The 497-nt window shown below is 39.6% G+C and carries 1 protein-coding gene; it reads right to left on the minus strand.

Features of this window, described 5'->3' with window-relative positions; all coding sequences use genetic code 11:
- Positions 1-165: 165 nt before the first annotated feature.
- Positions 166-497 (minus strand): H-NS family nucleoid-associated regulatory protein (locus tag AB4517_RS19285; protein ID WP_372149234.1); only part of this gene is annotated, 332 nt, incomplete at its 5' end.

Here is a 497-nt window from a genome sequence, read left to right on the forward strand (position 1 = left end):
GTATCAGTTGGTTTCTAATACTGATAGTACAAATATAAAAAAGGCTCCGAAAGGAGCCTTTTTTGTTTCTGAATATATTGAAGTCGTAAATAATATTTTGGTCGACTTAAATATTAATTCTATCGCTTAGCGTGTAATTGATTACTCACTAAGTAAACTAAATGTTTAGATAGCAAACTCTTCTAGAGATTTACCAGCATCTAGCTGTTCTTGGATAGCTGAAGGCGTACGGCCTTGACCTGTCCAAGTCTTCTCGTCGCCGTTTGCGTCTACGTATTTGTATTTCGCTGGGCGAGGAGCGCGTTTAGCTTTTGTTGTTTTAGATTTTGCTTCACCAGAAAGTGCAGCAATAAGATCGGCAACATCAATTCCGTCTTTTGCAATTTGTTCAGCAATAGCAGAAAGCTTAGCTTCTTGCTCTGCTTTAGCAGCACGCTCTTCAGCTTCAGACTCTTGACGCTCTTGTACAACAATAGTCAGCTTGTCTAGCGCTTCTT

This window comes from Vibrio sp. 10N.222.52.C3 (assembly GCF_041474195.1).
In the GTDB taxonomy this organism is placed as follows: domain Bacteria; phylum Pseudomonadota; class Gammaproteobacteria; order Enterobacterales; family Vibrionaceae; genus Vibrio; species Vibrio crassostreae_C.